Raw genomic sequence first — 25404 nt, forward strand, 5'->3', positions numbered from 1 at the left:
CAGCCATTTCATCTTGCAGCAACTGGACTATGTTCAATTCATCGATTACTACCATGACCGCATCAAAATGTTCCACGTCAAAGATGCCGAGTTCAACCCCAATGGCCGCAGCGGGATTTACGGTGGCTATCAAGGCTGGAAAGATCGCCCTGGCCGCTTCCGCTCTCTTGGCGATGGCCAAATCGATTTCAGTGCCATTTTCAGCCAGTTTGCCAAATACGATTTCGAAGGCTGGGCGGTGCTGGAGTGGGAATGCTGCCTTAAACACCCTGAGGACGGCGCCCGCGAAGGCGTGGATTTTATAAATCATCATATTATTCGCACCACCGACAAAGCCTTTGACGACTTTGCCGGCGGTGAAGCCGACGAAGCCGCCAATCGCCGTATTTTAGGCTTGGAATAAAAACATATGGCCGCAAGAAGGGGTGGCCTTCGGCGGCCCCATAAAATACCCCCTTTAACTAAGTGACATACTGAATGAATAAAAAACGCAAACGCTGTGCGGTCTTATTACTGCCAATTCTTTTCCCCTCGTGGGCGATCGCCGCAGCTAATGTTGAAGAGTTATTGGTGACGGGGAGTTACAGCGAAACTCAGCGTGACAATATTAGCTCGTCGATTACCGTGCTGAATCGCACCGACATTAGCGCACTCAATAAAAGTCATTTAGTCGACGTTTTACGCACTGTGCCGGGCCTATTAATTGAAGAGCAAGGCGGTGCTGGCGGCCTTGTTAGTATTTCACTGCGCGGCGGCGAATCGAATTTTACGGTTGTGATGATCGACGGTGTACAACTCAACGACCCCACCAATACCCGCGGTGGCTCCTTTGATTTTGGCAATCTAGGCATCGACAGTGTCGAGCGTATTGAAATTGTTCGCGGCGCCCAGTCCACCATCTACGGTTCCGACGCCCTCAGCGGTGTTATTAATATTATTACCACCCAGCCTAAAGCCGGCCACCAACAAACCCTGTCAGCGGATATTGGCGAGTACGGCTACCGACGGAATAGCATCGCCCTGCGCGGCGTAGAAAATGGTTTTGGCTACAGTTTACAGCTAGGCCGCCGCGATAGCGGCGAACCCGTTAACGGCAGCCGCCAACAAAGTGACGACATCAACGCTGGCCTTAGCTGGACACCGACCAAGCACCAAAAAATCGCGCTAAATTACCGTACCAGCGATGGTGAACTTAATAGCTATCCAGAGCAGAGCGGCGGCCCCAACAAAGCCGAGAACGACGACTTATACCGCAGTGAATATCAGGGAACATCACTAGGCGCCGCCTGGACACTCCAGCTGACGTCGCTGTGGCAAAGTAATCTGCACTACAGCTTGTATGAACGTGAGGAGTCCTTCGACTCTCCGGGCATCGCACCCTATATGAACGTGCCGCCCTACTTTGCTGACGCGGAGTTTGAGCGCAAGAACTTGCGCTGGGTAAACCGCATTGGCGGTGAGCAACTATGGCTACACGCGGGACTTGAGCGCCGCGAAGAATACGGCCGCAGCGACGGCGCCGCTGATTTTGGCGCTATCATCCCCGCCCCCAGCCCCTTGCCACCGCTGACCGCAAATATTGTGTTAATTCCACTGTCCTTCGAACTAGACCGCGCCAGCAAGGCAGCGTTTATTGAATTAAATACTCGTCTTGCCAGCGATACGCTTCTCCAGTTCGGCGCCCGCCACGACAAACCCGAAGAGCTCGACACGGAAGAGATCTACAAGTTTGGTGTTAAACAAGATTTCGACAATGGCTTTAGCGTAAGTGCAAACTGGGGACAAGGCTTTAAATTGCCCAGCTTTTTTGCCCTGGGCGACTCCCTCACCGGCAACCCCGACCTCAAACCGGAAACTGCGGAAAACTGGGATATCGGTGCCGAATGGCGCAGTAATCAGCACTTTATTAGTTTGAGCTATTTCAATAATCATTTTGAAAACCTGATCACCTTCGACGACGCGAACTTTACCAATATTAATAGTGATGCCGTCGATACCAGTGGCGCAGAATGGCTATGGACATGGCAGCCGCACCAGCTCCTCAGCATTCAACTAGATGCCACCTACACGGATATTGACGCCGAAGACCCAGAGTTAAAGCTCACTGGCCGGCCACAAGTTAAAGGGGGGCTAAGCTCGCGCTGGCAAGTCAGTGGATCATTTAGCATGAATGCCGACTACCGCTATACCGGCAAGCAATTCGCTGGCTCTCAACATACCGGCAGCGGCACCACTGAATCACTCAAAAGCTATACGACCTTAGACCTCGCCGCCGCGTGGCAGGTAATACCACAGCTTACGCTGACTGCGGCGCTAGAAAATGCGCTCAATGAAGGTTTCGAAAATGCGGTTGGTTTTCCCGGTGAGCCACGCCTATTGCGCGTGGGCATCAATTTCAGTTTCGAATAAACCTGTCATCAAATTTTTAAATACAGATCAGTTAAGGAATTGAACATGACTACAAAAGGCAATATCGGCGTCGGCGTTAACGCATGGGTGTGGGACTCCCCATTTACCCTAAACTCAATACGATTATTTGAAAAAGCAGCGGCAATGGGTTTTGATGCATTTACCATCCCCCTTGAAGACCCCGCTTTGATTGACGTCAAAGCCATAAAGGCAGGTATTAACGAGCACCCACTGCGGCTCTATGCCACCGGCGCTTACGGCCCGAATCGCGATTTAACCCACGAAGATCCACGTTTTCGCAAAGAGAGCCTCGACTATATTGAAAGCTGCCTAAAAATTTGTGAACAACTGGGCATAACCACTTTAGTCGGTCCCTGCTATTCCTCGGTGGGCAAACGCCGGAAAATTCCTGATACTCAGCGCCAATTGGAATGGGAATTGGCGGTAAAAGGTGTCACCCAAGCGGGAAAAATGGCCGCCGATTACGGTGTTACCTTGGCAGTAGAACCACTCAATCGCTTTGAGACCGATTTAATCAATACCTCAGCCCAAGTCAAAAAATTCATCCGCGAGATTAATCTGCCCTCGGTAAAAATCCACCTCGATACCTTCCATATGCATATCGAAGAAAAAAATGTCTACGATGCCATTATTCTCGCCGGTGATGATTTAGTTTACGTCGATGCCAGCGAAAGCGATCGCGGTACGCCGGGCAAGGGCCAAGTGCACTGGCAAGAAGTGGCACGCGCCCTGCGCGACATTAATTACCAAGGTGATTGTATTATTGAATCCTTCACCCCCGACTGCATAGAAATCGCCGATGCCGCTGCAATTTGGCGACCACTCGCGCCTAGCCAAGATGCACTGGCAAACGATGGCGGCCAATTTCTAAAGAGCCTACTCGCATAACAGACACATTAAATTAACAACAGTGGAAGCACGCGTATGAATAATACTCACATCGATCGGCGCCGCTTATACCTCATCGGCAATTTGTCGATATTTATGATTGGCCTAGGCTTTGCGGTTCGCGCCAATATTGCCGGCTACCTGCAAAGTGAAATTTTCAATTTTATCGATCTCGCAAATTCCGCGGCAATGGTCGGCGAGGCGCTGGGGGCAACCTTTACCGGCTTTGCACTGACCTTGCTGTTTGGCAGTGCCCTGGTCGATCTTATCGGTATGAAGCGCATGCTGCTATTGTCAGCGCTAGGCTATATTGCCGGCGCATTGGGTCTACTTGCGGCTGCCTTAGATCCGCAGGGTGCGAGTGTACACGCCATAGTGTTAATCAGCCTGTTACTCACCGGCTTGGGTTGGGGCGCAGTAGAGGCCGCATCTAACCCCATGGTTGCGGCGCTGTATCCCGAAGAAAAAACCCACCGTTTAAATATACTGCACGCGTGGTGGCCCGCCGGTATTGTCGTCGGCGGTTTGCTAGGCGTAATGATTAGCGCGACCGGCCTACCTTGGGAGCTGAATATGGCGGTGCTGATGCTGCCATCTGTGGTACTGGCGTGGATGGTATCCCGCGCCGAGTTTCCCGTTACCGAACGGGTGGCAAATGGCGTGAGCTATCGCGACATGTTTGGCGAGCTACTGCGCCGCCCCATGTTTTGGGTATTCTGGGGCTGCATGTTCCTCACCGCTGCCGCCGAGCTCGCACCGGGCCAGTGGGTAAACATTGCACTCTCTAATATTGTTGGCATGCAGGGTATTCTACTATTGGTGTACGTTAGTGCGCTGATGTTTGTGATGCGTCATTTTGCCGGACCTATCGCCAAGCGTATTTCTTCGGTCGGCTTGATGTTCGTCTCCTGCCTCCTTGCGGGGCTTGGTCTTTACCTGCTGAGCTTAGCAACATCACCCGTACTGGCCTTTGCAGCAGCCACTGTTTGGGGTGTCGGTGTGTGCTATATGTGGCCTACCATGCTGGCAATTTCCTCCGAGCGTTTTCCCCGTGGTGGTGCAATGGCGATGGGCTTGATGGGATTTGCCGGTGGCATGTCGATTCAGTTTGTACTTCCCCATATGGGCGGTATTTTTGATACGGCTAAAGCAACCGCCGCTGGTGGCGCAGAAAAGCTCGCGGGGCTATCACCCGAGGCCATGACCGAAGTCATTCGCTACGCCTCGGTAGAGTCCTTCCAATCTGTGGCCTTTGTACCACTGCTGCTATTACCAGTGTTTGGCATTATTTGGCTGGTCGACCGCAGGCGCACGGCGGTATAAGCCGCAAGACGTCTTAGCCAATATCTTTGCGGTATTGGCTAAGCATCGCTCCGCTTACATCTATGCGTATTTCACAATAGCCGTACCGTCGACAAGCACCATACCTTTACGATTAACGACATAAGTACGCAGTTTGGCAATTGGCTTGTCTTCGCGAATATCGATTACCTCCACAATAGCGGTAACTTCATCGCCAATATACAGCGGCGCTTTGAAAGCCAAGTCCTGCCCCAAATAGATCGAACCACTACCCGGCAATTGATTACCCAGCAAACCCGATATCAAACTGGCAACCAGCATGCCATGTACTACTTGTGCACCAAAAATACTGGCTTCCGCGGCCTCCTTATTTATGTGGATTGGGTTGAAATCTTCCGAAAGTGACGCGTAGCGATTGACGTCCTCTACCGTGAAGGTTTTTGTAATTTTAGCCTGATCACCCACTTTAAATGCTGCTGTCATAAAATTATTCCCGTCTATCCTGTTTTGATTCTGCAACATTTCACAGTCAGTTTATTTCGACCGAACGCGCACTTTGAAAATTTCCGGTCTCTCGCGATGCGTATAAAAAAATAGTGATTAATGGCCCATGTAATAACCGCCATTTACCGGTATTTGCGCGCCAGTAATGAACGAGGCCTGAGGCGAGCACAAAAAAGTAATCGCTGCCGCGATGTCTCTGGGCTGACCAAAACGTCCGACCGGTATATCGCCTAAAATCGATTCTCGAATTTTTTCCGGCACGGCCTGAATCATTGGACTGTCGATATAGCCCGGCGCGACGGTATTAACAGTGACTCCCTTGCGCGCCACCTCTTGGGCCAGCGCCATAGTAAAGCCGTGAACCCCCGCCTTAGACGCTGAGTAGTTGGTTTGCCCAAACTGCCCCCGCTGGCCGTTAACTGACGACACATTAACAATGCGTCCCCAACCATGCTCAACCATACCCTCAACAACATGGCGCGCGCTGTTGAACATACTGTTCAGGTTAACGCCCATGACCTGCTGCCACTGGTGATTTGTCATTTTTCGCAGCGGCGCATCACGCGTAATACCCGCACAGTTTACGAGAATATCGATACGGCCATATTTTTCCTTTATGCCCGCTATGGCATTGCCAGTATCCTCGAAATCAGCGGCATCGAATGCGACGACATCAATTTCGATACCGGCATCCATAGCCTCTCGCCTCAGGATTTCAGCGCTCTCAAGATCAAAAGGAACCGACGCGCCAATAACCTTAACGCCAGCCCGATTTAAATACAGGCAGACCTGTTGGCCGATCGCGCCAGAACCACCCGTTACCAGTGCAACTTTACCCTCTAAAGATAACTTCATACTTACCTCATGAATTACAAATAGCGTGTGGCAAGCAGCCAGCGGGAAGCCGACTGCGTTAATTTTTTGGAATTAGATGGTGTAGTTTTTCTCAAGGCTACCGCTGTAAGACATAAGTACCCGGCGCGTCACAGAGAACATAATGGCCTTTGTCCGGAGCGCCAATAGTCGGCGGCGCACTTCGCTCTGATCCAGAGTGCTCCGCTAACCAAACCTGCCAATTAAGCCACCATGAACCCTCATGAGCTTGTGCAGCGGCCTGCCATTCTTCCGGCGATTGATAGCCGGAATTTTGATCCCAGCTGCCTACGGAATAACTGCGGCGCGGGCGGCCCGGCTCCGAGACAATACCGGCATTGTGACCACCCGCGGTGAGGCAGAATGTGGTTTCGCCTAATTTTTTCAAGTTACGGGTTTTATAGACCGACTGCCACGGCGCGATATGGTCTGCCGTTGTGCCAACGATATACATCGGCACCGTGATATCACCAATGGAAATAGCGCGTCCGCCAGCGACATATTTGCCTTGCGCCAATTCATTTTTTAAATAGAGCTGGCGCAAATAATCACTGTGCATTTTGTAAGGCATACGGGTGCCATCGGCATTCCACGACATAATATCGAAACCAGCACTATCTTCCCCTAAGCAGTAACGACGAAGCATAGGCTGCCATAATAGGTCGGGGGCGCGTAGCGCCGAGAAAGCGCCGCCCATTTGCTTGGTCGCCAAAAAGCCATTGCGCTTCATTTGCTGGTCGAGCCAATACAAGGTCATTTCATCGATAAACAGACGCAGCTCACCGGCATCAGTAAAATCGGTTTGCGCTGCGAACAAGGTGACGCTTTGCAAACGATCATCGCCTTCGCGGGCCATTACTGCCGCAGCGATCGTGAGTAAAGTTCCGCCCACACAGTAGCCAACTGTGTGGATTTTTTGCTCCGGCACTACCGCGCTAATAACATCCAACGCCTCGGCCACGCCGAGTGTGCGGTAGTCCTCCATGGTAAGATGGGCGTCGTCTTTATCAGGGTTTTTCCAGGAAATCGCAAACACGGTATGACCCTGCTCAACCAACCAGCGCATCATTGAATTACTGGGCTGCAAATCGAGTATGTAATACTTCATAATCCACGCTGGCACATACAAAATAGGCTCGGCGTAAACATTTTCCGTCGTCGGCGAATACTGAATTAATTCCATCAGCGAATTGCGATAAATCACTTTGCCGGGCGTGACGGCTAAGTTTTCACCAACTTGAAAAGCATCTGAGGCAGAGAGATCGGTATCGGTGACCTTGCGAACAAGATCACCCACTGCAAAGCGCGCGCCCCGCAATAAATTTTTTCCACGCTGCGCGATTGTTGCCTGCAGTACTTCAGGATTCGTTAAAGCAAAGTTCGCTGGGGACAACATGTCGACGAGTTGCTTTGTGTAAAACTGCACGAGCTGGGCATTGTGGGCATCCATACCAGGTAGCGGCTCAGTGGCGATACGCAGTAACTCATCTCGGTGCAAAGCAGCCTGTACCAGCCAAGAGTAAGGTCGTTTTTGCCAGCCCTCAGCCTTAAAACGCCTGTCAGTCGTCGCCTCAGCGCCACGTAATGCGCACTTAATTAAATCAAGGCGGCTGCGAATCAAAGCTTCCAAAATTTCCAGCTGGCGTCCTGGCGCCACACTGAGATTAATCAACCAATCGAGATAAGCCTGTACAATGCGTGGCCCCGGTAAGCCACCACTGGAACGGCCAATCCAGGCGACCATGGCATCATTAAGTTCAATCGCAATCTCTCTAGTAATAATGGGGCCGCACTCCGCTGTGGATTCTAACTCGGTTTGCATAACAACATTTTCCTTTTGCTGTTGTGGGGGAAATTATCAATTTGACAAATCTGCCTGTAAAAATAGATTAGAAATTTTTCGGCGAAACTCGACAAGTACGGATACCAGCAAGTCGGTATACAAAAAAGAGCATCGAGTCATATCGAATTCAACATTCGACATCACTCAGTAATTAAGGGAATCACCACTGAGTAAATTTCTAAGATATTCGCAATCATGCCAATATTTAACACAATGGCACATGGGCATTGCATTGTATATATACTTGTTTTTATTTTTATCGCCTCATCAATATGTGCTCACATAACACTTTGAGCCGGCTGTCCACAGCTACAAAGCTGTAACTTTTAGCGCGCTAAAAGCACGTTTAGCCACATGCAGCGAGCACAAATAGGTACAGCAAAAATGCCGTATTTGAAAAGTAAACAAAGAGAATTGGTCGGTACAAATATCGAAGGGAAAGACTTAAAACGTAAGCTAGAAAAAACGAGGAATTAACAATTAAGCAAAACGAAGAAATAGACACAAGGCCCAAAAGGCCTCGTGTCTATGGCGAGGCGCTACTTACTTAGCAGCAAAATTATACTGGAAAGACACGCCCACTTCCCGCTCTTGGATTGTCGAAATACGCTCATAACCCGATGGACCAAAGAAAGCATCAACGCTAGAACCAGTAATGATGTCATTACGCGTCAACACCGCCGATCTGTCAAAGGCATTTTTAGCGAAGAGACCAACATCCCAATCACCGTCCTTAGACTTCACGCCCGCATACAAGTCGGTTACTGTGTACGCCTTGCCCTTGGCATTAGAAGCGCCATAGTTAGGGTTTTCACCTTGGTAGCTCACGTTAAATCGCAGATAACCATCAACCGTCGCTAAAGGCACAAGGTAATTACCATTGACGCTTGCCTGAAATTCCGGCGATGCGTTCAAGGTCTTGCCACTTTCAACTTCGCAGAGGTTTATCACGTTCGTCGCAGACAAAGGACGACTAGGGTCTTTACACGGCGCTTGGCCACCCTTCGCTTCAATCTTGGAGTAGCTCAAGTTGGTATTCAGCACCAAATTATTAATCGGGTTACTCGCAACTTCTAACTCAGCGCCGCGCACTTGCGCATCCACATTGTAAAAGAATGCAGTACTCGTCTCGGCGGGAGCGCCAGTCGTCGTATTAAAATACGGCTGATACTGATATTGCGTTAGCTGATCCGCATAGTCGATTTGGAAAATCGCCGCGTTAACTTTCAGCCCCTCATTGATTGTGGTTTTTAAGCCTAGCTCATAGGAGGTAGCTTCCTCAGGTTTCGGGAAGGTCAAACTTGCAGGCATCCCCGGGTTGTTTATTGCAGGAAGGCCAGCGCGCCACGAACTACCAGTAGTCGCATAGGCAAGCATATCGTCGGTGAAGTAATGAGAAACCGAGAGGTTGTAAATAACCGCCTTTTGCTTCTTCTCGAAATCGTCTACCCGATGATTCGCCGCGGGAACAATCGCGTCACAGTAGCCCTGATAGATTGGACTGTCGGTGTATCCTGTCCCACCAAAGGCACAATTTCCACCAAAGGCTGCGCTGGGCGCTGCTAAAGCGAAGCCACTCTCATTGGTCGGAGCAAGTCTTGTCGGCCGGGTATCGGTAATCGAACGCAGGCCTGCGGTCACCTCAGTTTTTTCAGACACATGCCAAACTAGGTTGCCATAAGCCGAGTAATTTTGCGTCGCAAGCTGAATGCTCGTCGGCGCGTACAACTTATAGCGCTCAATTGCTGCAAGGTTGGCAATAGGACTTAAGCCCTCGTAGGGATTACCCAATGCGCCCGGCAGAAGTTGCATAGCCTTAAACGTCAAATCACTGTCAGTCTTGTGATAATAGGCACCAACATCGTAGTCGAATAGACGGCCATCTTCGCGCATGGAAGACAAGCGCAATTCACTATGATAATGGGTATTATCCCCAGTTGCTGTGGTCGAATTCTCGTCAAAGCCAACGACGAGGTTCGCTGGGTCAAAAACGATTCCAGAGGGGTCAGGGCTGGTGTCCTGAGAACCAAAATTGTAACTCAATGTATGGCCCAGTACATCCCAGCTTGCGTTAAGGGTAAAGAAGTCCACTAAGTTATGACGATAATCAGGTTTTTCCTGTACTGCGCGACGGTCTCTACTGCCAATTGCCGGGCCATTATAGTTTGCTGCATAAGCTTGGATCGCTGGGCTTCCAAATGGGTAACCGCCACTAGGGCGCGCAGCACTTCCCGGGCTACCCGAGCCTTCAACTTGGGTGTACACATAAGCCTCGGCTTCAAGACGCTGATACATTGCATCAATAGTCAGTTCATCGATGGGCTGAAAAGTCACCGACAAACGCGCACTTTGCACCTCCCGCGAGGGATCCTGAGTGGCGTTGACACTGCGCACGCCATCGGCGTCACCGTCGTCGAATATCCCAGCAATACGCACTGCCAGTTTGTCGTCAATCAGCGGCACGTTAATACCACCCTGAATACTCTTGTGGTCACGGCCACCGGCTAATAAACCAGACACAAAGCCGTGTATGCCTTCAAAATCAGGGCGCTGGGTGGTCATAGTGATGGCACCAGAGATGGACGGTGCACCACGGGCGGTACCCTGTGGGCCCCGCAATACTTCAATCTGACCAATATCGTACATGCTTAAAAACGTCTGACCAGGGTCAAAACTGTTTTCGTTCAAATACACCGGCACGGCAGGTGTACCGGAACCCGGTGTCCAGCGCACACCACGGAGTATGATTGTTGGCGTCGATGAGTCAGACATCGTCAGCGTAAGGCCCGCCGCGAGCTTAGATATCTCGGTTATATTAACAATACCCAGATCTTGAATTTTTTTACCACTAATCGCCTGGGCACTAACGGGAACATCTTGCAAATTTTCGGCTGTTCGACGAGCGGTTACGAGTACCTCTTCAAGCTGCGATTCAGCCAGTGCAGCTACTGGCACACACAAGGTTGCCAAGCCGAGGGATGCCACTGCGGCCCGAGATCTAAACTGCCTTGCGTGTCTTTTATTCGATGACTCTTTGCGTCTCATAGACTACTCCACTAATTATTTTCGTAGCTGCACCACTTGCATGCCGCTAATGCACACCTAGATTAGACCTACTTCTCAGACCGGTCAATCGAAATGACACGATATCATTGCGTTAATTCATAAGGGATTACCCTTATTCAAGTAAGTACCAACTTCTCTGCACCACTAGTGCTCATGAGCTTTTCAGTGCGCAATAACTAGCGCACAAACAAGCTGACACTTGTCTTAGCCTAGAACATAAACGCTAAAGCACAAGCCATAGCGATAAATAAATGGCAGACATTTCTCATAACTACGTGACACACGCGGGCGAGGTAAATCGCAGGGGAAAGCGATATTCAATCAACAGAAAGGAGGTCAGCGATGAAATAAAGGGGGGATTGCCTGCAAAATTAAAGGCAGCAACCGTTGGTATATACCCCAGCGGTTGCTGCCCCTGCCGACTTACGCAGCAGCGAGTGGCCCGAGCTGCACGCCTTTATCAAAACGAATCGGCATGCGCTTTACACCCTGAATAAAATAGGAGCGCATATACACGACTGGCTCAGTAAACACGGGATTTTTTATACGAGGAATAAGCTCCTCGAACATCACCTGCATTTCCATTCGCGCCAAATGCTTGCCCATACAAAAATGTGAACCAATGCCAAAGGATCTAATTTCCCGGGCTAGCTCCGGCTTGCGCTCGATTCGCCGAACATCAAACTGATCTGAGTCCTCACCGAAGACCCCGCTTTCGCGATTTACCGTGTGATAATGGAGGACTATTTTGTCGCCGCGTTTTATTTCTTGCCCGCCCAGGCTCACATCTTCAAGGGCGGTTCTGCGCATACTAACAAACGGCGGATTGCAGCGAATTATCTCTTCAATCGCAAAGCCAATTTTATCCGGATTTTCTTGCAGGTAACGCAATTGCTCAGGGTGCTCAATGAGCTGCCGCATGCCGTGAGAGATAGTAGTGCGCGTTGATTCATTGCCGGCAACAATGATCATCACCACCATCCAGCAAAAGTCTTCTTCACTCAATAACTCGCCATCAATTTTACCACCCACCATCTTGCTTAGCAGACTATCGTTGGGGTTCTCAGTGTATTTTTTATACAGTTTCTGGGCATAGCTAATCACATGAAAAGAGGCCATTTGCCCATCTTCCGGCGAGGTATTTTCATCGGGATCATCGGCAAATAACATGGTGTTTGTCCAATCGAAAAAGTTTTTACGGTCCTCGCCCGGAATGCCAAACAATTCTAGAATTGTCAGCAATGGTAGCTCAGCGGCAATATCACGAACGAAGTCACACTCCCCTTTTTCAATAACGGCATCAATAATGGCGCGAGCATGGACCCGCGAGCCCTGCTCAAGCAAGCCAACGCTTTTAGGACTAAACATCGGATTAGCCAAACGGCGATATTGGGTATGGCGCGGCTCATCCATGTGCAGAAACAGACGCGACATAATATTGTCGATGAGTTCCTGGGGATACTCCATCGGCACGCCGGTTCTCACCTGCGATGAAAAAATATCCGGATTCTGGGAAATGTAATCCAACTCTTTTTGCTGAGTAACCAACCAATAGGGAACACCTGTCAGCTCATCTTGCAGATAGTGTAGCGGCGCAGCTTCTCGTAAGGCCTTGAGTTCAGCGTCGGGCATGCCGCCAATATAAATATTCGGATCTAAAAAATTTATAGCAGAAGGATTGCTCATAATTATTTGCCTACAGGTAGATGGTCAATTACAAGGATTGGTGCGAAGTGTGTTGATCAAACTACAGATCACATAACTCACTCTTGAGACCGCTTGATTACGACTGATCTCGCCAGCGCGATAGATTTTATAGAGGGTTAGCAATGTCATTTTTCCGACTTGAATAAGGACTTGGCTGTCGATTGCGGTAATGCCTAAATCAGCGCTCTCCTGCAACCAATGGCCGTATTGCTCAACCTCCACGCTAGCCCAAAAGCTCTTTAATTTGGGCGTTAAATCAGGTTCTAAAAGCAGCATCAGCGAGGCTGGCCCTTTATCCTCCAGCACTGAAAACACCACATCAAAATAGATTTCCGCCGCCGCAAAATCGCTGCTAACAGACGCCCGCGCCGCCTCTACTTGCTTTTCAGGACTCAAGCGCTGTTTAAGGGCTTCGATAAACTCATCACCAATGGCGACAATAAAGTCGGACTGAGTGGGGAAATAGCGGTAGATAACCGCGCGGGTGACACCTGCCCTTTCGGCGACGGCGGCATGGCGTAATGCTTCCACACCCTCACTAAGAATAAGCTCCTTTGCAACTAACAAGAGCTGGGCGCGACGCAATTCGGCTGCGGTACTGGTAGTAGAGAGGGCTTCCATCATCAGGCTCAAAATATACAACTGAATTACATGGTATACATTTGTATATTTTATTGCAAGAGAACACCACGGCGACGAAAAAAGCCATTTCTTTAATTAGCGATATAACAGTGATTAGAGGTCAAGCGAGATATCGGCGCCGCGCAAATGCGCGCACGCCGATTGAAAATGGAATTTAAAACGGTAAAAGACTATGCCCGCAAGGTCCGAAAAAAACCGCGAATATCATCAACTAAAATTTCGGGGGCCTCCATTGGCGCAAAATGCCCACCCTTCTCCACTACATTCCAACGCTGGAGATTGTAATACTTCTCTGCCCATTTACGTGGCTGCAGCCACACATCCCCCTTAAACTGCAAAGCAGCCGTAGGCGCCTCGACGACTGGCGCTCGGTCGTGAACATGCGCCGACATAAAGTTTTCAGGCGTTGTTTCATAATAGTGGCGGGCGGAGCTTTCATAGGTGTCCGTAAGCCAATACAGCATTACTGTGTTAATCAAATCGTCTTTACTGAACACCGACTCGACATCGCCACCGCAATCGCTCCATGCCCGACGTTTCTCAATTAACCAAGCCGCTAAGCCTATCGGAGAGTCATGCATCGCAAAGGAAATAGTTTGCGGGCGCGTGCTTTGAATCTGCATATAGGCCGAGTTCTTCGCCATAAAATTGGCGAATTTACCGCCCCATTCGAGCTCCTCATGCGCATAATCCTCTGCAGCAGGGAAAGGTGCCTTCAGCGACATCAGCAGCGTCAAATGTGTACCAATAATACGGTCCGCGTATTTATGCCCCAGCATTGACGACACAAAAGCCCCGATATCACCGCCCTGGGTTGCAAAGCGTTCGTAGCCGAGTCGAGACATCAGCTTCACCCACAAATCTGCGGTAGGGGCAAAGTACATACCCGGCTTTTCCAAAGGGCTGGAAAACGCAAATCCCGGCAACGAGGGCGCAATAATATCGAATGAATCCGCAGGATCACCGCCATAGGCAGCAGGATCCGTTAAGGGGCCAATGATTTTACGCATATCCCAAAACGTCCACGGCCAACCGTGATTGATAATGAGCGGTATAGGGTTTGGCCCCTTACCCTTCACATGGATAAAGTGAATGGGTACGTCATCGATTACTGTGCGAAATTGGGGGAATTCGTTCATCGCGCGCTCTTGGGCGCGCCAATCGTATTCGTTTAACCAGTAATCGGTGAGCTCGCGCATATAGGCCAGATTCGTTCCGGCCTGCCAGTCGCTGTTATCGCCAATTTCTTGAGGCCAGCGCACCCGGCGCAGCCGGCTCTGGAGATCGTCGAGATCCTCCTGGGGAATATCGATATTAAAAGGATGGATAGCGTCAGACATTGTTCAAAGTTCCCCACGCACAAAGCGGTTGAGTGCCGCCGATGCGACGATTAGTCTATTTTTTGAGAGTTCACTTGCCTCGTCTCGCGCGTGATGGCACAGCGCCCAACCGAGAATATCAAGGGTCGACAAAGCGCTGGCTAAGGCGAGAGACTCACGCGGTTCCAGTGCCCGCTTAAATGCACTGAGCCGCTCAGCCATCATGCGCAGCAGGGCATCGCCAAATTCCATCACGGCGGGGTAGGTTTTCGACATATGACCAAGGGACACAAGTAACTCAGTTGCGGCGCGCTCAGTAGAGACAAATTTCGCAAATTCGCCAAGCCAAACATCGATTTGCTCGCGAGTCGGTTCCGGCCCCGGAAGCAGTTCAATGACAGGCCACAATTTTGCCGTAAAGGTTTTGGCAATCGCGTCGAGAATCGCTTCTTTATCACGAAAATGTAAATAGAGGGTCGAGCGCCGTATACCCGCAGCCTTGGCAATCTCTTCCATCGTTACCGAGTTAAAATCTCGCTCAAAAAACAATTCATTGGCGACGTCGCAAATTCTGGCGTAGGTCGCCGCTTTACGAGAATTCACGGGCTGGATGTTAGATGCAGACATTAAGGTATTTTTATTCATGGCCTCAGATTAGCAGGTAGTGGACATGCCGTCCATTTCATTAACAACTCCAAAAACAAAGCGCTACGCTACAGCGCTGAAACAATTAGGTTTTCGCCAAACCCTAAAGCTCACCCTGTACAAAGCGATCAAGTCGTGCCGCCGGTGGCGCATTTGGCATAAGACTTAGTGTCGTCATGCCCACTTTCTGCAGCCAAAAAAAACAGACAGACTGCCTGAATTATTGTAAGTCATATTGCACTGTGCGATACTAAATAATTGTAATGCCATTGCCCCATTACAAAACTGGAGAATAACAATGAGCAAACTCGAAGTACGAGAATTTCCTTGGGATTGCCAAGATGTCCAATTCGCCTGGAATCCGGATTACCCGCGTACCGCGATCACCATGAACAAGTTTTCGTTTTCGGCCATCGGCTTCGAAAAATACATCTGCGATGGTATCCGCAGCGCCAAAAAGCTCATCAAAGACTCGGTCGTCCTCGCCGAAGCAAAGTATTTTCAAGAATCGCTAACCCGCTACAAGATGGGCGAGGACATGACCCCGATCTATGGCATGAAAACACCAGTGGCAACTATTTAAGGACGAATAAACATGTACGATTTAGTAATACGCAATGGCAATATCATTGACGGCACTGGTGCCCCAGCCTTTATCAGCGACCTCGCCATCACCGCCGACAAAATCGTCGCCGTTGGCGCGGAGATTGGCCCCGGTCGGGAAGAGATTGATGCTCGCGGCATGCTGGTCACACCCGGCTTTGTCGACCTGCACACCCACTACGATGGCCAAGCAATTTGGTCCACACGCATTAACCCCTCCTCCTCCCACGGTGTGACTACGGTGTTGCTTGGCAATTGCGGCGTTGGCTTTGCGCCCTGCCGCCCAGAGGACCGCGACCTACTCTGCGCGACCATGGAAGGCGTAGAAGATATTCCCGGCGTTGTTATGCAAGAGGGCTTAACTTGGGAATGGGAAACCTTTCCTGAATACCTCGACGCCCTCGATAGCCGCCCCCGCGACATTGATATAGCGACCTTGATCCCCCACTCACCGCTGCGGGTTTATGTTATGGGCGAACGCGGTGCCAATCGTGAACCCGCAACCGATGAGGACTTGGCAAAAATGGCCGACATTATTCGCGAGGGCATGCGAGCTGGGGCGTTGGGCTTTGGCACCTCTCGCACCCCCGTCGACCGCCGCAGTGATGGCGAGCTGGTTCCGAGCTTTGCCGCTGGTGAGCGCGAACTTGTCGCGGCGGGTCTCGCGGTGCAAGACGCCGGCGGCGGTATTTTCCAGATGATCTCTGAACTCGGTATGGATGACTCTATGGTCGACGACGAATTCGAGTTACTGCGCAACGTCGCTGACAAGACCGGCTTACCTCTGACGTTCACCTTACTGCAAGCCAAGAAAGAACCGGACCGCTGGCTCCGCATGTTCGAGCTCAGTAAAGAAGTAAATAAAACCTCAGCTGGATCAATCCACCCCCAGTTCTTTCCGCGCCCGGTTGGCATGTTGGCGAGCTTCGACTTGACCAGTAACCCCTTTGTGGACTGCCCAACATACAAATCACTCGCCCATCTGCCGCTGGCGCAACGGATTATTGAACTGCGCAAGCCAGAAATTCGAGCGCAAATTATTGCTGAAGAGCCAGACGACAATCTTCTGCCACTGACCATGCTGACCCGTCGTTTCGACTGGATGTACCCACTCGGCAAAACGCCGAATTATGAACCTGAGCCGGAAACCTGCATCACCGCGCAGGCAGAGCGCCTCGGCAAAAAGCCTGAAGAAATTGCCTACGACCTGTTACTTGAAAATGACGGTAAAGCAATGCTGTTAGTCGCCATTGCCAATTACGGTCGGCAAACCTTGGATTTCATGCACGAGTTATTCGAGTCTGATTGCGCGATTGTTGGTTTGGGCGATGGTGGCGCCCATTACGGTTTGATCTGCGACTCCAGCTACCCTACGTTTATGCTTGCCCACTGGACTCGCGACCGCCAAGGCAAACGCCTGTCACTACCCGAAGCCGTAAAGCATATGAGTTCTAAACCCGCACACTTAATCGGTTTGCATGATCGCGGCGTGCTTGCGGCGGGCTATAAAGCCGATATTAATATTATTGACTACGACAATCTTGAGCTCCACGCGCCAATTATCACCCGTGACTTACCCGGCGGTGGTCGACGTCTTGACCAGACAGCGAAGGGTTATCACATGACGATTGTCTCAGGGCAAATTATCGCCAAAGAGGATAAACCCACCGGGGTATTGGCGGGAAAATTAATTCGCGGCAGCAAGCGGCCAGCTACCGAAACGAGTGCTGCCTGAGTTCCGTCGCCACAAAAGCCAACGTCCCTATATAGGGCGCGCTCGTCGCGCCCACTGGAGAAAATAATATGAGCCTTACCGCAGCACCTAAAAGTCACATCAGCAAGCCACTGACGTTTTTCATTGACGGCGAATGGCAGACACCCTCCTCGTCGGCCACCATCGATGTTATCGACAGTAATAGCGAAGCGTGTTTTGCCACGGTTGCTGAAGCACAGGCAGCAGATATAGAACGCGCGGTAAGCGCCGCGCGGCAAGCCTTTGATCAGGGCCCATGGCCACGCATGTGCCCAGAAGAACGCGCTGACTACCTAAACAAAATTGCCGATGCGTGGTTAACACGCGGTGAGGCTGTGGCCGATACCTGGACAATGGAGTCCGGCGTTTTACGCTCGATGTCGGCACATTCCGCCAAGGGACTTGCCGAGGTATTTCGGTTTTACGCAGATCTCGCAAAGAACTTTCCATGGCAGGAAGATCACCCTGCGCCAGAAGGGCAATCTGCCATGCTCGTGCGCGAAGCCGTCGGCGTGGTCGCTGCCATTATCCCGTGGAACGCGCCCCATTCACTAATGGCTTACAAAGTCGCCCCCGCCTTACTTGCGGGCTGCACCGTCATCATCAAAGCCTCACCGGAAGCGCCGGGGGCACCTTATTTATTTGCCGAAATTTGCGAAGAAATTGGCCTACCCAAAGGCGTCATTAACGTCTTAACGGCGGACCGTGAAGTATCCGAACTGTTGGTGCGCTCACCGGGCGTCGACAAAGTCAGCTTCACTGGCTCTACCGTTGCCGGACGCAAGATCGCGTCTATTTGCGGCGAGCGCGTTGCACGGTTTACCTTGGAACTCGGTGGCAAATCCCCCGCGGTAATTCTCGACGACTACGATCTCGGCAAAGCCGCCGACATGTTTGCCAGAATCACCCCGATGATGACCGGCCAAGTCTGCGCGTCACTCACCCGCGTCATTGTTAGTGAGCAACGCCACGACGATCTTGTCGACGCCCTCGCCGACTCCTTTGGCAAAATTGTCGTCGGCAATCCCTTCGACCCCGCAAGTCAAATGGGTCCACTGGCGATTTCACGGCAGCGGGATCGCGTCGAGTCCTTTATTCAGCAAGGCCAACAGGAAGGCGCGCGCCTTGCCGTAGGTGGCGGCCGACCAAAACATTTGGACCGCGGCTTTTATATAGAACCTACCGTGTTTGCCAATGTTAATAACAACTCGACGATCGCCCGCGAAGAAATATTCGGGCCTGTTATCAGTGTTATTTCCGCAAAAAGCGAAGAGCATGCCATCGAACTTGCCAATGATTCAATATACGGATTAAACAGCAGCGTGTTCACCAATGACGTTGAGCGCGCCTATGCCGTCGGTCGCCGCCTACGCGCCGGTACCGTTGGTCACAATGGCTTTAAAGTGAATTTCAATATTGGCTTTGGCGGTTTCAAACAATCCGGTATCGGCCGCGAAGGTGGCGTCGAGGGTTTGCACCCCTATTTAGAAAGTAAAACCATGATCTTTGAAGGCACGCCAAGCGCGAAAAAATTATAGGCTGCAGAGCGTTTCGTTTCTGCTGAGCCACCTAAAAATAAATGAGGAGTTAATAATGAAAGCAGCTGTATTTCGCGAAGTCGGACGGCCGATGGAAATCGAAGAAGTCGAAATTTCTAAACCCAAATCACGCGAAGTATTAATCCGCGTGTCTTCGGTCGGCCTCTGCCACTCTGATCTACACATGATGGACGGCGCCATGCCCATGCCACTCCCGGCCATCCTCGGCCATGAAGCAGCGGGTATTGTCGAGCAAGTCGGCTCCGATGTTAAAACCGTTAAGGTCGGCGACCATATCATTGTCAGCTTGGCGTTCAGCTGCGGCCATTGCGAACAGTGTCACAGTGGTCACGCTTATCGCTGTGTCACCCCAGAAGCCCAGCGCGCGGCCGACGAACCCGCTCGGCTATATCGTGGTGAGGAGAACTTCGGCCAGTTTATGAATACCGGCTCTTTTGCCGAAATGATGCTGGTACATGAGAGCGGCTGCGTGCCGATACGCCGGGATATGCCTCTGGATCGCGCCTGCCTAATTGCCTGTGGCTTATCCACCGGCTTTGGCGCGGTGACTAATACAGCAAAAGTCAGACCCGGCGAAACCGTTGTCATTATTGGCTGCGGCGGCGTTGGCCTGCCCGCCATTAACGGCGCCGCCGTTGCCGGTGCCGGACGTATTATTGCCATAGACCGGATGCCCAGCAAACTGGAACTGGCCCGCGTCTTCGGTGCAAGCGACGTGATCAATGCCGCGGAAGAAAATATTGTCGAACAGGTACTCGCCTTAACCAATGGCCGCGGCGTGGATCACGCGATCGAGGCCATCGGCCGCAAAGACACCATCGAAGCCGCTTTCGGCATGCTTGCCAAAGGCGGTACTGCCACCGTAGCAGGGGTTGCCCACCCCGACACCCGCATTGAAATTTCTCCTTTTGCCTTGTTGCGCGAAAAGAAAATACAGGGCTCCATGGCCGGCGGCGTCCGTCTCAGCATCGACATTCCTTATTTAGTCGACCTCTATATGCGAGGTGGCCTCAAGATCGATGAATTGATTTCTCAGCGTTTGAAACTATCCGACATCAATAAAGGTTTCGACGATATGCGTAAAGGCGAAATCGCGCGTTCAGTCATTATGTTTGATGCCTAAGTAAATTGCGTTTTGCGTCTAGCATCTAGCAATAAAAATAGTGCTTAAAATTTAGCATAATAATCGGAGAAGAAATGACTGATTCGCAATTCAAGGATGCCCACCGACTCGAGGCTCTATTCAATCCGCGCTCCGTCGCTATTGTCGGTGCCTCTGAGCGCAATCACTTTTCAAATTTGGCTGTGCGTGCGCTGCGCGGATTGGAATACACCGGTTCAATTCAGCTCGTTAATCAGCGTGGTGCACCAGCGTACGGTATCGAAAGTGTCACCAGCTGCAAAGGGCTCACTGGTCACGTCGACGCCGCATTTCTCTGCGTACCGGTCGCGGGTATTCTCGATACCGCCCGAGACGCAATCGAATTTGGTATTCGCAATTTGGTGATTGTCACCTCAGGTTTCGCTGAGATCGGCGCGGAAGGTGCCGCGCGTGAAGCAGAGCTACTCGAACTGTGCAATAGCACTGGTACTCGTGTGCTGGGACCAAATTCGCTGGGTTTTCGCAATAACCTCGGCAAGGTCGGCCTGGGCTCCATTCCCTTTGTTGAGCAGCCGACCAAGCCCAGCATTGCCCTTATTTCCGCGAGTGGTTCGGTCGCCGCCGCAGTGATTAATTATGGCATTCGGCAGGGCACTGGCTTTACGCATATCATCGCCACCGGCAATGAGATGAACGTAACGACCTCCGACATAATAGACTACTTAGTTGGAATTCCCGAAGTACGCGCCATCGCCTTATTCCTCGAAGAAGTGCGTGACCCCGCAAAATTTGCGGCCGCAGCTGAACGTGCTCGTTTAGCAGGCAAACCTATTATCACCCTAAAAATTGGCGCTGCCGAAACCACTGCCGCCGTTGCTGCGGCCCACACTGGCGCCGCCGTCGGCGACGACAAAGTCTTCGACGCCGTCTGCGATCGCCTAGCAATTGTACGGGTCTCAACGGTGGAGGCCTTAGTCGTCACTGCCGCGACACTGGCCGCGACAGGCCCATTGGCCCGCCCCGGTGTCGCGTTTATTTCTATCTCCGGTGGTATGTGCGAAATCGCATCAGACTTTGGCGACGCCGCGGGGGTTTCAATACCGCAATTTTCAGAAGCGACCTGCGCAGAATTAGCCACGGTAATTTCCGATCTCGGCCAAATGCATAACCCCCTCGACATGACCGGCGCAGCCGTACGTGACGAAGAACTGTGGGTAAAGGTGCCGGAAATCCTGTCCCGCGACCCCGCGATTGGACTCACTATCCTCACCTGGGATATTCCCGCCGTTGCCGAGCCGAGCATGCCCAACACCGTGGCATTAATTGGTAAATCTTTACAGCAGGCCAAGGCGCCGATATTGCTGATGAACAATGCCGAGAACGTGATTAACGAACACGGCCGCGCTTATCTCGAGCGCTTCGATCAATCCTTTTCCCTGCCCGGCATTCGCCATGGTTTAGAGGCCGTTGGCAAACTGGCATGGTGGTCGGCGCGGGTACAGCGCGAAGCAGCGCCCCTTGTTGCACAGACTAAGGCTGTAACCGCTAAACCAAGTGACGAGCGCCAAACCCTCGACTTTTTAGCAAGCCACGATGTGCCCGTTATTCCGACCCAAATTGTGCAAAGCGCAGAGGCGGCGGTTGCCGCGGCGCAAGCTATTGGCGAGCCGGTGGTGCTGAAAATTTTGTCCACTGACATTGCCCACAAAAGTGAAGTCGGTGGCGTCGCCTTGAACTTAATCGGCGATACCGCCGTAGCGGCAGCCTTTGACAAAATGATGGCGACCGTTGGCGAGCGAGCGCCAAAGGCCAAGATTGACGGTGTTATTGTCGCGCCCATGCGCAGCGGCGGTGTCGAGCTGTTAGTGGGTATTGCCCGCGACCCGCAATGGGGCTTAGTTTGCGCAGTCGGCCTTGGCGGCTTTTGGGTTGATGCCCTCGCCGATACCGCGCTCTGCCTACTACCTGCACGCCGTGAAGATATCGTCGCCGCATTTGAATCGCTACGCGGTATTGTCATGCTACGGGGCTACCGCGGCTCAGAACCCGTCGACCTCAATGCCGTGGCCGATGTTGTGATTCGTATTGCGACAGCCGCTGAATCACTGGGCGACGATCTCGCGGCACTGGAAGTGAATCCACTTCTGGTAACCGGTGACCGTATCGAAGCCTTAGACGCGCTTGCGGTCTGGACAGACACGCTTACCCCAGAAACGCTTGCTCCAGAAACCCTAGGATCGGAAAAATGAGCCGCGATCATTCATCCTGCGCCGCCATTGTCGGCGCCGCGGAGTACCCCGCCCGCCGCTTCTCTGAAGTGCCCAGCGCCAACAGCCTGGAACAAGCTGCTGACCTCGCCTTACAGGCCTTGGCAGATGCCGGTTTAACACTCGCCGATGTCGACGGTATTTCGGTGCGCGGTATTTATGTGAGTGATCAGTTTTTACCCGCCACCCTCGCCGAGTACCTTGGTGTGCGTATTGGCTATGGCGAAGCACCTGATTTAGGCGGCGCTGCCGCGGCCGGCATGGTATGGCGCGCCGCCGCTGCCATCGAAAAAGGTTTAGCCTCGGTGGTGCTGTGTATTTACCCCGGTAACTATCCGCCACCCTCGCCCACGAGCGGCGGGCTGCCCCGGGCATTTGGTGCATCAAGCTACTTACCCGGTTCACCCCAAGCTGAGTTCGAGATTCCCTATGGCCATCTTGGTCAAAATATCCCCTATGCGTTTATCGCTCAGCGCTATGCGCATATCTATGGCTACGACCCTCAGGCGCTGGCACGCTTAGTGGTTCATCAGCGCCGCAGCGCCAATGCCAATCCAGATGCAATTTTCTACGGCGAAAAGCTAAGCGAAGAAGATGTCTTAAACAGCCGCATGATTGCTGACCCACTGCGCATGCTAGAAATTGTACGGCCGGTACGTGGCGGCACCGCTGTCGTCGTTGCGTCCCCCGACGTCGCTCGTCGCACTCGGCATCGCCCAGTTCACATCAGCGGCTACGGCGAAGGCATTGCTCATAAATCGCCGCAATTCGCCCAAGACATACTCGATCCACCGCTGCGAGAGGCAGCGGCAACGGCCTTCGCCATGGCCGGTATGACACCGGCACAAATGGATGGTGCGCAAATTTACGATTGCTACACCATCGCAGTGTTAATGGCGCTAGAGGCTGCCGGCTTTTGCGACAAAGGCGCGGGAATGGAATTCTTGCGCAGCCACGATATGAGCTTTGCCGGCGACTTCCCCCTTAATACCAATGGCGGTCAACTGGGCTTCGGTCAAGCCGGCGGCGCAGGTGGCATGACCCATGTTATCGAAGGCTATCGTCAAATCGCCGGCCGCGCCGGCGGTCGTCAAATTAGCAATTGCGAAAGCATGTTCGTCAGCGGTAATGGCGGCATTATGAGCGAGCAAGTCGCACTAATACTGAAAGGAGCGACAGCATGAACGGCGCGCCCCCCATTATCACCGACGTGTCTCGCCCTTGGTGGGAAGCTTTGGCCCGTAGTGAAGTCGCAGTTCAGCAATGCGACGCTTGCCAGCACTGGGTATTTTACCCACGGGCATTTTGCCCTGCCTGCGCTAGTCAGGAATTAACGTGGAAAAACGTAAGCGGCAAAGCCACGCTTTACAGCTGGTCGGTTGCCCGCGTTCCCGTCGACAAAGCCTTTGCCCACCTCGAAGAACCCGTACTCGCAGTGGCCGAATTAGACATTGGTATTCGCGTGCCGACGAGCTTATGCGATGTAGGTCCCGAGGACGTTCGCATTGGCATGACACTGAGCCCAGTATTCGACCACGACACCTATGCAGATATCACTTTGCTGCGCTACCGCCCCACTGACGAGACCGCATAATGCAAACCAATAACATACACAGCAGCACCAATGAATGGGTGAAAAACTGGCCGGTGGTTTTGGCAAGTGCATCAGGTGTTGCACTGTCGACTGTGCATATTTATTCCCTGGGCGTAATGATTGCACCACTGGAAGCAGAGTTCGGCTGGAGCCGTGCACAGATTTCATCAGGCATGTTAATCGGCTCGTTAGTTGCTCTGCTACTTTCGCCAATTATCGGTTTATTGGTCGACACACTTGGCCCACGCCGCATTGCCTTGTGCGGTGCCACCGCTTACTGCACCTTTTTGGCAATGATCTCCTTTGCCAATGTGTCGATATGGAGCTGGATTGCACTCTGGACCGCTCTCGCCATCGGCGTTAAAGGCCTGATACCGCTAATTTGGACGGCCGCCGTTTCAAGTGTATTTGTCCGAGGTCGCGGCTTCGCCCTTGCCGTAACCCTGTGCGGTACCGGTTTTGGCGCTACCGTCACGCCAATGCTAAGCACCTATCTTGTTGAGGCTTACGGCTGGCGCATGGCCTATATCGGACTCGCCGCATTTTGGGCCTTATTGGTACTGCCTCTCTTATTTTTCTTTTTTACCAGTGCCAAAGATCGCCTGCGCAGGGAGCCACCCTCAGACGTTCAAACTGCGGAAGTATTGCTAAGCGGCTTAACCGGACGAGAAGGCTTTCGCTCAGCGCGCTTTTATAAACTTGCCCTCGCCGCCTTTGGTATTGCCTTAGTTGCCGTCTCCTTCACAGTAAACTTGGTACCTATACTTGTCTCTACAGGCTTAGCCCGTATCAACGCGGCCGAAATAGCCGGCCTAGTCGGCCTAGCGTCTATCATAGGTCGCCTCGGCGGCGGCTACTTACTCGATAGAATGAATGGCAATGTGGTGACTGCCATCGCCGTACTGCTACCAATAGTGTCCTGTGTTTTGCTACTACAAATGCCCGGCGACCCTCTCGCGGCGCAACTGGCGGCAATCTTTCTCGGCCTGTCCCTTGGCGCCGAGCTGGATGCCGTCGCCTACTTGGCCACGCGGCACTTAGGCATGCTGAGCTTTGGACTTCTCTTTGGTGTGATCTCAGGCTTGCTGTCCCTTGCCACCGGACTTGGCCCCATGGTCGTCAATTACAGTTACGACATCACCGGCGCCTACACCTTGGCGCTGTGGACGTATATCCCGATCTGCGCGGTATCTTCGGTTTTATTCTTGTCCTTGGGCCAGTATCCAAATTTTCCGGTACGAACCGACTTAATCACCAGTAAAAATTCAGATACGCAGGCATCAAAAGCCAAACGATAAGTTCGCTCA

20 protein-coding genes are annotated in these 25404 nt (G+C 52.0%); 12 read left to right on the top strand and 8 right to left on the bottom strand.

Features of this window, described 5'->3' with window-relative positions:
* The 4 genes from ABYT30_RS04350 to ABYT30_RS04365 form a co-directional block, all read left to right on the top strand.
* Positions 1-403, top strand: a 403-nt coding sequence (locus tag ABYT30_RS04350; protein WP_373095389.1) for a sugar phosphate isomerase/epimerase family protein, incomplete at its 5' end; no start/stop codon positions are given.
* Between the two features lie 74 nt (positions 404-477).
* Positions 478-2409: a TonB-dependent receptor plug domain-containing protein gene (locus ABYT30_RS04355; protein ID WP_373095392.1), complete on the top strand. Its 1932-nt coding sequence runs from the start codon at positions 478-480 to the stop codon at positions 2407-2409.
* Between the two features lie 45 nt (positions 2410-2454).
* The gene (locus tag ABYT30_RS04360) at positions 2455-3318 is read left to right on the top strand and encodes a sugar phosphate isomerase/epimerase family protein (protein ID WP_373080034.1); all 864 of its coding nucleotides are present in this window, start codon (positions 2455-2457) and stop codon (positions 3316-3318) included.
* A gap of 36 nt (positions 3319-3354) precedes the next feature.
* Positions 3355-4641: a sugar MFS transporter gene (locus ABYT30_RS04365; RefSeq protein ID WP_373080036.1), complete on the top strand. Its 1287-nt coding sequence runs from the start codon at positions 3355-3357 to the stop codon at positions 4639-4641.
* Between the two features lie 60 nt (positions 4642-4701).
* On the opposite strand, the gene ABYT30_RS04370 is transcribed toward ABYT30_RS04365, so the two are convergent.
* From ABYT30_RS04370 to ABYT30_RS04405, 8 genes are all read right to left on the bottom strand, one after another.
* Positions 4702-5103: a MaoC family dehydratase gene (locus ABYT30_RS04370; RefSeq protein ID WP_373080039.1), complete on the bottom strand. Its 402-nt coding sequence runs from the start codon at positions 5101-5103 to the stop codon at positions 4702-4704.
* Between the two features lie 117 nt (positions 5104-5220).
* On the bottom strand, positions 5221-5979 hold the full coding sequence (gene phbB / locus ABYT30_RS04375) for an acetoacetyl-CoA reductase (protein WP_373080042.1): 759 nt from the start codon (positions 5977-5979) through the stop codon (positions 5221-5223).
* Positions 5980-6076: 97 nt separating this feature from the next.
* Positions 6077-7819 carry an alpha/beta fold hydrolase gene (locus ABYT30_RS04380; protein ID WP_373095395.1) on the bottom strand — a complete coding sequence of 581 codons (1743 nt, stop codon included), beginning with the start codon at positions 7817-7819 and terminating at the stop codon, positions 6077-6079.
* 564 nt (positions 7820-8383) lie between these two features.
* Complete coding sequence (locus tag ABYT30_RS04385; RefSeq protein ID WP_373095398.1) at positions 8384-10885, bottom strand: TonB-dependent receptor; 2502 nt, start codon at positions 10883-10885, stop codon at positions 8384-8386.
* 444 nt (positions 10886-11329) lie between these two features.
* Entirely contained in the window at positions 11330-12592 is a 1263-nt protein-coding gene (locus tag ABYT30_RS04390; protein ID WP_373084062.1) for a cytochrome P450, read from the bottom strand.
* A gap of 24 nt (positions 12593-12616) precedes the next feature.
* Positions 12617-13237: a TetR/AcrR family transcriptional regulator gene (locus ABYT30_RS04395; protein WP_373084060.1), complete on the bottom strand. Its 621-nt coding sequence runs from the start codon at positions 13235-13237 to the stop codon at positions 12617-12619.
* A gap of 188 nt (positions 13238-13425) precedes the next feature.
* A complete protein-coding gene (locus ABYT30_RS04400; protein ID WP_373095400.1) occupies positions 13426-14595 on the bottom strand; it encodes an epoxide hydrolase family protein in 1170 nt (389 codons plus the stop codon).
* Positions 14596-14598: 3 nt separating this feature from the next.
* Positions 14599-15201: a TetR/AcrR family transcriptional regulator gene (locus tag ABYT30_RS04405; RefSeq protein ID WP_373083653.1), complete on the bottom strand. Its 603-nt coding sequence runs from the start codon at positions 15199-15201 to the stop codon at positions 14599-14601.
* A gap of 316 nt (positions 15202-15517) precedes the next feature.
* Between ABYT30_RS04405 and ABYT30_RS04410 the strand changes: the two genes are divergently transcribed.
* From ABYT30_RS04410 to ABYT30_RS04445, 8 genes are all read left to right on the top strand, one after another.
* Positions 15518-15802 carry a hypothetical protein gene (locus tag ABYT30_RS04410; RefSeq protein ID WP_373083652.1) on the top strand — a complete coding sequence of 95 codons (285 nt, stop codon included), beginning with the start codon at positions 15518-15520 and terminating at the stop codon, positions 15800-15802.
* Positions 15803-15814: 12 nt separating this feature from the next.
* Positions 15815-17557 carry an amidohydrolase family protein gene (locus ABYT30_RS04415; protein ID WP_373083651.1) on the top strand — a complete coding sequence of 581 codons (1743 nt, stop codon included), beginning with the start codon at positions 15815-15817 and terminating at the stop codon, positions 17555-17557.
* Between the two features lie 68 nt (positions 17558-17625).
* Positions 17626-19113: an aldehyde dehydrogenase gene (locus tag ABYT30_RS04420; RefSeq protein ID WP_373095403.1), complete on the top strand. Its 1488-nt coding sequence runs from the start codon at positions 17626-17628 to the stop codon at positions 19111-19113.
* A 55-nt stretch (positions 19114-19168) separates the two neighbouring features.
* Positions 19169-20257 carry a Zn-dependent alcohol dehydrogenase gene (locus ABYT30_RS04425; protein WP_373083015.1) on the top strand — a complete coding sequence of 363 codons (1089 nt, stop codon included), beginning with the start codon at positions 19169-19171 and terminating at the stop codon, positions 20255-20257.
* 74 nt (positions 20258-20331) lie between these two features.
* Positions 20332-22485, top strand: a complete 2154-nt coding sequence (locus ABYT30_RS04430) for an acetate--CoA ligase family protein (protein WP_373083014.1) — start codon at positions 20332-20334, stop codon at positions 22483-22485.
* A complete protein-coding gene (locus tag ABYT30_RS04435) occupies positions 22482-23687 on the top strand; it encodes a thiolase family protein (RefSeq protein WP_373083013.1) in 1206 nt (401 codons plus the stop codon). Before ABYT30_RS04430 ends, ABYT30_RS04435 begins: the two co-directional genes overlap by 4 nt.
* Positions 23684-24097: a Zn-ribbon domain-containing OB-fold protein gene (locus tag ABYT30_RS04440; protein ID WP_373083012.1), complete on the top strand. Its 414-nt coding sequence runs from the start codon at positions 23684-23686 to the stop codon at positions 24095-24097. Before ABYT30_RS04435 ends, ABYT30_RS04440 begins: the two co-directional genes overlap by 4 nt.
* A complete protein-coding gene (locus ABYT30_RS04445) occupies positions 24097-25395 on the top strand; it encodes an MFS transporter (protein ID WP_373083011.1) in 1299 nt (432 codons plus the stop codon). Before ABYT30_RS04440 ends, ABYT30_RS04445 begins: the two co-directional genes overlap by 1 nt.
* Positions 25396-25404: the final 9 nt, after the last annotated feature.

It is taken from the genome of Zhongshania sp., assembly GCF_041623545.1.
Taxonomy (GTDB): domain Bacteria; phylum Pseudomonadota; class Gammaproteobacteria; order Pseudomonadales; family Spongiibacteraceae; genus Spongiibacter.